Origin of the sequence: Rhizobacter sp., from assembly GCA_021153565.1 — a bacterium.
Classification (GTDB): Bacteria; Pseudomonadota; Gammaproteobacteria; order Burkholderiales; family Burkholderiaceae_C; genus Albitalea.
Genome location: JAJKJU010000372.1, coordinates 1 through 7,350, shown reverse-complemented (window position 1 = coordinate 7,350; position 7,350 = coordinate 1). Strand labels below are relative to the sequence as shown.

Below are 7,350 nucleotides of genomic sequence, written 5' to 3'. Positions count from 1 at the left end.
TATTTCGATCATGCCCGCTCATCACGCCAAAAGACCCCTGCTCGTCGTTGCAAATGCTCGCCATAGCCCGGGCTATGGCTGTGCTTTGCGCCTAGATCAGGCGCCTTTTGACGCGCTGCTCGGGCACGCTCGAAAAACTCTCAGCCTCTGAGCATTCATGAACGGACGTGTGGTCTTCATCGGAGCAGGTCCCGGCGCGGCCGACCTGATCACATTGCGGGGCGCGCGTCTTCTCGCGACGGCCGACGTGGTGCTCTTCGACGCCCTGACGGACCCGGCCTTGAGAGACTTCGCGCCGGGCGCCCGATGGGTGCACGTCGGCAAGCGTGGCTTCTCGGCCAGCACCGGGCAGGCGACCATCAACGCATTGCTCGTAAAGCATGCCAGCGAGGTTGACGTGGTCGTGCGCCTCAAGGGCGGCGACCCGAGTGTGTTCGGACGCCTCGAAGAAGAACTCGAAGCGCTGGCCGATGCGGGCATCGAATGTGAGATCGTGCCGGGTGTGACGGCTGCCATCGCCGCTGCAGCAGCGACGCAGCGCCCCCTTACCCGCCGCGGCCACGGCCGCAGCGTGAGCCTCACGACGGCCATGACCCGCACCGGTGCCGTGCACGCATCGCACACCGCCGACACCGAAGTCTTCTACATGGCCGGCAAGCAGCTCTGCGCCCTGTCGCGCCGATTGATTGAGTCCGGATGGCCGAGCGACTCCCCTGCGTGTGCCGTCTCGCGCGCCGGCTGGCCCGATCAGCTCCACAGCGATCACACCATCGCGACCTTGCCGCGGGCGAGCCTTCTGCACGCGGGACGTCCGACCATCGTCACCGTGGGCGCTGGCGCGCGAGCGCTGCGCGCGACTGCGCAACGCAATCCCATAGACGCGTCTGAGACCTGCGCGGAACCCCTGAAGCCTTAAAATTACTGGTTGCGCAGCATGCGCAGATCCCAACCAAACAACACTGAGCGAGAGCCATGACCCACGTCGTCACCGAATCGTGCATCCGCTGCAAGTACACCGACTGCGTCGACGTCTGCCCCGTCGACTGCTTCCGCGAAGGCCCCAACTTCCTCACCATCGACCCCGATGAGTGCATCGATTGCGCCGTGTGCATCCCCGAGTGCCCAGTCAACGCGATCATGCCGGAGGAGGATGTTCCGGGCGATCAGCAGCACATGATCAAGCTGAACGCGGACCTCGCCAAGAACTGGCCGAGCATTACCAAGCGCAAGCCCGCGCTGCCCGATGCAGACGAGTGGAAAGACAAAACCGGCAAGCTGCCGGAACTCATCAAGTAAGACTTCAACAGGACAACATGGAACCGAACGCCAGCGTGGAGATTTCGAAGACCGCCGGTTCGCACGACGGACCCATCGAGACCGATGCTGTGATCGTCGGTGCCGGGCCGGTCGGCCTGTTCCAGGTGTTCGAACTGGGGCTTCTCGAGATCAAGGCCCACATCATCGATTCTCTCGCCTACCCAGGCGGGCAATGCATCGAGCTCTACCCTGACAAGCCGATTTACGACATACCTGCGGTGCCAGTGTGCACGGGCAAGGAACTAACCGACAACCTGCTCAAACAGATCGAGCCCTTCGGTGCGACCTTTCACCTGGGGCAGGAAGTGACGGTGGTCGACAAGCAGGCCGATGGCCGCTTCTGCGTCGAGACAAGCAAGGGCACGCGCTTTCTCACAAAGACGATCTTCATCGCAGGCGGAGTGGGTTCGTTCCAGCCGCGTTTGCTCAAGGTCGAAGGGCTCGACAAGTTCGACAATTCGCAGCTTTTCTACCGCGTGAAGAACCCCGCGCAGTTCGCCGGCAAGAATCTCGTGATCGTGGGCGGGGGCGACTCCGCGCTCGACTGGACGCTGAACTTCGTGCAGGACGGGCCCAACAAGGCCGAGAGTGTCATCCTCATCCATCGCCGTGATGGCTTCAAGGCAGCGCCCGCGAGCGTCGCGAAGATGCGCGAGCTGTGCGATGCCTACGAGATGCAGTTCGTGGTGGGACAGGTAACAGGCATCGAAGAGTCCGACGGCAAGCTCGTCAACATCAAGGTCACCGGCAGCGACGCAGTCACACGCGTGATGCCGCTGGACATGTTGCTCGTGTTTTTCGGCCTGAGCCCGAAGCTCGGGCCGATCGCAGAGTGGGGCCTGAGCCTCGAACGCAAGCAGATCGTTGTCGATACCGAGAAGTTCGAAACAACCACGCCAGGGATCTTCGCAGTGGGGGATGTGAATACTTATCCGGGGAAAAAGAAGCTGATTCTGTCGGGATTCCATGAGGCAGCGCTGGCGGCTTTCGCGGCCGCACCCTACATCTTCCCGGACAAGCGGATTCATCTGCAGTACACGACGACGAGTCCGAAGTTGCACAAGGTGTTGGGTGTCGAGACTCCTGTGTTCGATTGAAGCAGCCCGGACACGATCCGGGCTACGAGATGGTTTTTCCGGCGGCACTTGCCTGCCCCGCACCGCGGTCCATCACCCAAATGCGATGCGCATATCGTTTCTCGATGCGATCGAGAAAATCGCCCAGCGTCGTGTTGTCGGCCGTGTTGCCCGTCAGCACCTCTTAAATAACTCAGCGGGAAGCCCTCGGGCGTGAACCAGCGCGAGATGACCACTTGCCGGCAATCCGAGCGTTGTCTCGGCTGTAGCCGTATTGGCGCTCGAAACGCAGGCTACGCATCGAAGCGATTCGTAGCCGGGGAAGCGCGCAGCCCGTCGTGGGCAGCAATGTGCGGTCGCTCTCAGCAAGGAAATCTCCTGGCAGGGACAAGCTTTCCGTCGCGGCCCCTCGACGTGACGTATCTGCAATTGGCCTCGAAGCCTCGGCGGCGCTGGCTGCCGTCAAAGAAGAAGACGGTGCCGGTGTCGGTCGGGACGAGGCGATCGATGTCGAATCACGCCAGCTTGTTGCGGTTGTCAATGGCGAATCCGAAAATCGTCAGGTAATCCCAATAGCCCTCGGCGTTATATGCGTCGCTTAGTGTGGAAGACCACCCCGACCGGACGTAACGAATCCTGGCCTGATGCTCGGCCGGGGCGCGGTAGTGCCGCGGGGATAAATCTCTCTTTTAAGCGGTAGCGGGGGCGGCGATGTAGCCGTGCTTGTGCAGCATCTTCAACCAGCGAGGGGGCATCGCGCACCACGTTCAATGCTTCGCAATCAACGACCCGGTCCTTGTAGTGGGTGCCGCTGGACAGCATGGCGTAGATCGTGCGGAGGATCTTGTGCGCCAGTGCGACGACAGACTTGTTGTGGCACTTGCGGATAACCAGGGCCTTAACTTGTCCTTGAAGGCGCAACGCGTTCGTGCTGCGGCCTGAGCGAACTCGCACAGCAGCTGACGCACCCAGGCGTTGCCGCGGCGGATGTCCTCTCGGTTGAAGGAGTGTTGTAAACGTCGGAAGAAACTGGCTATAATGCAAGGCTGTTCCTCGATAGCTCAGTCGGTAGAGCGCCGGACTGTTAATCCGTAGGTCCCTGGTTCGAGCCCAGGTCGGGGAGCCATAGTTTGCAAGGGGTAGCCGGTTAGTGCCTGCTACCCCTTCTGCATTTCAGCGGCTCGATGTAAGCGTTCTTGCGAGTCTGGGGCGAACAAAAGGACTGCAATGTCCGTCGACTTCGCTGCCGCCGCGACAGCCCCAGTTGCTGGTGTCTCACCCATGTCTTCGCGCCTATTCAGTTGCCCAACTTGGCTGCTCAAGTTTGCCGCTCCTCTTCACTGAGTTCTCGCGCGCGCCGACCAGCTTGGCGGCCATCGGCAGAACATCGATTCCTGCGACCGGCCCCAGGCGCTGATGCGTGACAGCATGGCTTCGATGGGTTCCCTGAGTCGTTCGCCGTGCGATGCATAGGCAGCGTGTGCAGCACGGCATGACCGGTCGGGGTTGGGCAATAGAGCGAGCGTCACGAACCAGGCGTTGCTCGCGTCGCGAGGGCGGCCTGCCAGGGCGCTGGCGATGGCAAGGGTGGTCCAGTCTTCAAGCCTGCCGTTCGGGAACCGCGAATCGTCCAGCGTCAGGGCGTACATCGCGAGTTGACGCGCCAGTTCTGATTGGGTGGGGCGCTGCTTGAGGTAGTAGTAGGCGAGATTGCCTGCGACTTCAGGATCGTCGGGATTCGCGCCGAACGCTCGCAACTGCAGGCTCAGCGCACGTTGCGCGCCGCGGCCGTTCCAGAATGCGGCAGCGGCTGCATCGTTCAGGCGACGGGCATCGTTCAATGCCGACGGGATGTCCGCCAGCGCCCCGTCAGGAGGCATTCGAAGAGTCCGGGTTGCGTCGATGACGGAGGCGGCCTGCCAGCTCGCATCGGCGTGCGCCGCGACGTGCAGCACGTGCAGGACACGACGCTCTGCTTTCTGCGCAACACGCGGTATGTGATGGACCAGGAGTTCGTCCGCCCTTTCGTTGAAATCTTCCGGGAACTCCACACGCCGGGCAGCATCACCCACGACACGAGGCGGTGTCGATTTCAACAGCGGCTCCGGGATGGTCGAGGTCAGTGACACCGAAGCGGGTGCAGCGTCTGGCTCGGGTGCTGGAGCGGGTGGTGCGGCCGTCGCGACGGGTAGGGGCACTGGCGCGACAGCGGGGGCAGGCGCCGGCGCATATGCTTGAGCGGTTGTCGCAGTTGCAGCACGTGGCGTTGCGGCCCGAGGTGCAGGCGAGGGTTTGGCAGCGGGGCGAGCCACAACCACTGACTTCTTCGAGGTCGGCGCGCGTGATGGCGTATACGAACCCGCGGCAGCACGGACTGCTTTGCGCACCGGCGGTGCAGGTGCAGGTGGAGGTGCAGCTTCCGAAGCCGCGGCTGGAACAGGAGACGTTGCTGTCACAGGCAAAGATGCGGCAACAGCCTCGGGGTCCGCTGCGGACCGCGACTCAGCCACCGCCGCCGGTTCGGAAGCAGCCAAAGCGCTTGGGCTCACCGGCTCATCTTTCACCGGCGCAAGCGCTGCCGCCGCGACCCGCACAGGCTCAGCCGCCACCGCCTGCTTCGGCACGTCACGCTGCGCCAGCCACGCTTCGCCAAGCAAAGGAACGCTGATCGCTCCCAACGTCGCCACTGCTGAGGCCCACGCCCATCGGCGGACCCGTTCGCCACGCAGCGAGGGCTTCGGCGCAAGCTGCAAATACGTCGGCGCCACTGGACGCATCGCGTGTACCGGCACTGCGATGCGCGTCACCGGCGTCGGCGTTTCCAGCGGCGCGTCGACCATCTCGCCGGCAAGCTGCCAACCGCGCTCAAGCGAATCGGCCAACGCGACGTCGCGCAGCACATGTTCCGCCATCGCCATCCACTGCCGATGCGGCCGCGTCGTCAGTGCCGCGTGATGCGCGTCGAACATCCGGTACACCAGCGCCTGAGCCTGTTCGTAGCGGTGCACCGTCCACCCATTGCGTTCTACCGCATCGGCGTCGGGCAGATAGCGGCGCAGCATTGCCGCGAGGCTGAAGACGTCGCAACGCCAGTCGAGTTGCCGCGTCGGCTGCAAGTCACCGTCACGCCCTGCTTCAAGCGCCCGCAGCAAGCGGGGCGACTGGTATTCGTACTCGACTTGGTGCCCGATCGGCAATGCAGTGGCGAGGTTTTCCCCGGACACCAGAGAGAACGCGAAATCGATCAACGCAATCTGGCCGAACTGGGGATGCAGGACCTGGCCTGCAACGTGGGGCATGAAATCAACCGGCCCCAACGGAATGCAGACGTTGTCGGCCTTCAAGTCCAGGTGCACCAACTGAAGATCGTGAATGGCTTCAAGCGCCGCGACGCTATGCCGCGCCAGCGCCCACCAGTGCGCGCAGTCTTCAAAAACGTGGCGCAGCCTGTGGCCGTCACGCTGCACGGGCAAGAGCGTGGCCCAATGGTCGACGGTGATGCCGGCGTCGTAGGTCTGCACCAGCGCCGGCCGGCCGGCGTCTCCGCGGTCGAATTGCACGACGTCGGGCACCGGCCCGATCCGGTGGCCCACCAAGCGCGCCAGGATGCGCCACTCACGTTCCGTCCAATGGCGAAAGTCGCCTTCAGTCGTCGACAGAAAGCGCTTGGTGTAGCGGCGGCGTTCGCCGGGCAAGGCCTCTTCGCGAAAAACTTCGACGTGTTCGCCCGTCACCATCTTCAGGCGGCCGCGACCAAAGACGCGTTCGACATCGGCGGGCGTCATCGACGTGTCCTTTCATGATGGACGAGCCGATCGATCCACAACGGGCGCTGCATTGCCATCCCGTCGCGCAGGACCACCAGCGCGGTCGCATCGTCAATGCTGCCGTTGGCGCGCGCGAGGGCGATGATGTCCTCGCATCGTCGAGCAAGCGAAGATTGGCCGCGAAGCAGGTGCGTCAAGTCTTTGGTGTCGACGAACTTGTGCACACCGTCGCTGCACATGAGCAGCAGGTCGCCATGGCCGACGTGCGTGAACGCCACGTTCGCATGCGAGACCGCGCCGTTGCCGACCATGCGCGCCGGATCGTCGGGGGCACCGCCCGGTGGCGGCGTCTCTGTCAAATGCTCGAAGGTGTCGTCGAGCGTCAATGCCTGAAGCGGCTGATCGCGGTCGGCAGCGAGTTGGTAAACACGGCAGTCGCCGACCCACGCGACCGCCCATTTCGAGGCGAACACATTTGCCGCCGCACACAAGGCCATCGTCGCCGCCCCTGCCAGGTCGGTCACTTCGGCAATGCTCTTTGCAATGGCACGATCTGCCGACATCACTGCTTCACGAATGCCCGCTGCACCGATGCGATGCCCGTTCAGCTGCGCATGGAGGTGCGTCACGAGATGCCGGCTGGCCAAGGCCGCCATGGCACCGCCGCCGACTCCGTCGGCCACGACGAACATCGTCCCGGACTCATCCAGTGCACTGTGCGCATCTTCATTGACGGCGTGAACGCTGCCGCACGAGGACGCAACGGCCGACTCGATGCGGCCGAACAGCGTCGTGTGGACGGATCGGTGGCTTTCCATCAAGACGCTGGTCGGGTGATGCGCACCGCCGGTGCTGGGTTCCAGGGGGGTGATCAGGCTCATCGGATTCACCTCAGCACCCATCCCCGTTCGGGCTCTACCCCCCCCCGTTCGGGCTGAGGTATCGAAGCCCCGACCCGCGCTGGAGGGCTTCGATACCTCAGCCCGAACGGAGGTGTGGGCGGCGGCAGCTTGAGCGGGGGCAGCCTGAAGGGGTGAAGTTCGTGCTGCACCCATCCCCGTTCAGGTTGAATCCATCCCCGTTCGGGCCTTACCCATCCCCGTTCGGGCTGAGGTATCGAAGCCCCAACCCGCGCTGGAGGACTTCGATACCTCAGCCCGAACGGAGGTGTGGGCGGCGCCAGTCTGAAC

At 63.6% G+C, this 7,350-nt stretch carries 5 protein-coding genes, 1 tRNA gene and 2 pseudogenes; 4 read left to right on the top strand and 4 right to left on the bottom strand.

Features of this window, described 5'->3' with window-relative positions:
- The first annotated feature begins 157 nt into the window (after positions 1-157).
- Genes cobA through AC30NL_RS22890 form a run of 3 tightly spaced genes read left to right on the top strand, consistent with a single transcriptional unit; the run spans position 158 to position 2,414 of the window.
- A complete protein-coding gene (gene cobA, locus AC30NL_RS22900; protein ID WP_489466283.1) occupies positions 158-916 on the top strand; it encodes a uroporphyrinogen-III C-methyltransferase in 759 nt (252 codons plus the stop codon).
- A gap of 56 nt (positions 917-972) precedes the next feature.
- Positions 973-1,296: a ferredoxin FdxA gene (gene fdxA / locus AC30NL_RS22895; protein ID WP_280154902.1), complete on the top strand. Its 324-nt coding sequence runs from the start codon at positions 973-975 to the stop codon at positions 1,294-1,296.
- Between the two features lie 17 nt (positions 1,297-1,313).
- A complete protein-coding gene (locus AC30NL_RS22890) occupies positions 1,314-2,414 on the top strand; it encodes an NAD(P)/FAD-dependent oxidoreductase (protein ID WP_489466282.1) in 1,101 nt (366 codons plus the stop codon).
- A gap of 61 nt (positions 2,415-2,475) precedes the next feature.
- Here AC30NL_RS22890 and AC30NL_RS22885 read toward each other — a convergent pair.
- Positions 2,476-2,676: pseudogene (locus tag AC30NL_RS22885) on the bottom strand (IS1634 family transposase); the annotation flags it as partial.
- Positions 2,677-3,082: 406 nt separating this feature from the next.
- A pseudogene (locus tag AC30NL_RS22880) lies at positions 3,083-3,382 on the bottom strand (IS110 family transposase); the annotation flags it as partial.
- A gap of 61 nt (positions 3,383-3,443) precedes the next feature.
- On the opposite strand from AC30NL_RS22880, the gene AC30NL_RS22875 reads away from it, so the two are divergent.
- Positions 3,444-3,519 (top strand) — tRNA-Asn (locus tag AC30NL_RS22875).
- Positions 3,520-3,730: 211 nt separating this feature from the next.
- On the opposite strand, the gene AC30NL_RS22870 is transcribed toward AC30NL_RS22875, so the two are convergent.
- Together AC30NL_RS22870 and AC30NL_RS22865 are read right to left on the bottom strand one after the other, a co-directional pair.
- Positions 3,731-6,178 (bottom strand): serine/threonine-protein kinase, encoded by a 2,448-nt coding sequence (locus AC30NL_RS22870; protein ID WP_489466281.1) that lies wholly within the window; start codon positions 6,176-6,178, stop codon positions 3,731-3,733.
- The gene (locus tag AC30NL_RS22865; protein WP_489466280.1) at positions 6,175-7,041 is read right to left on the bottom strand and encodes a PP2C family protein-serine/threonine phosphatase; all 867 of its coding nucleotides are present in this window, start codon (positions 7,039-7,041) and stop codon (positions 6,175-6,177) included. The genes AC30NL_RS22870 and AC30NL_RS22865 overlap by 4 nt, the downstream gene beginning before the upstream one ends.
- Positions 7,042-7,350 lie beyond the last annotated feature (309 nt).

Coding starts and splice junctions, on each gene's coding strand:
- cobA (WP_489466283.1), top strand. CDS start 158: ATGAACGGACGTGTGGTCTTCATCGGAGCAGGTCCCGGCGCGGCCGAC.
- fdxA (WP_280154902.1), top strand. CDS start 973: ATGACCCACGTCGTCACCGAATCGTGCATCCGCTGCAAGTACACCGAC.
- AC30NL_RS22890 (WP_489466282.1), top strand. CDS start 1,314: ATGGAACCGAACGCCAGCGTGGAGATTTCGAAGACCGCCGGTTCGCAC.
- AC30NL_RS22870 (WP_489466281.1), bottom strand. CDS start 6,178: ATGACGCCCGCCGATGTCGAACGCGTCTTTGGTCGCGGCCGCCTGAAG.
- AC30NL_RS22865 (WP_489466280.1), bottom strand. CDS start 7,041: ATGAGCCTGATCACCCCCCTGGAACCCAGCACCGGCGGTGCGCATCAC.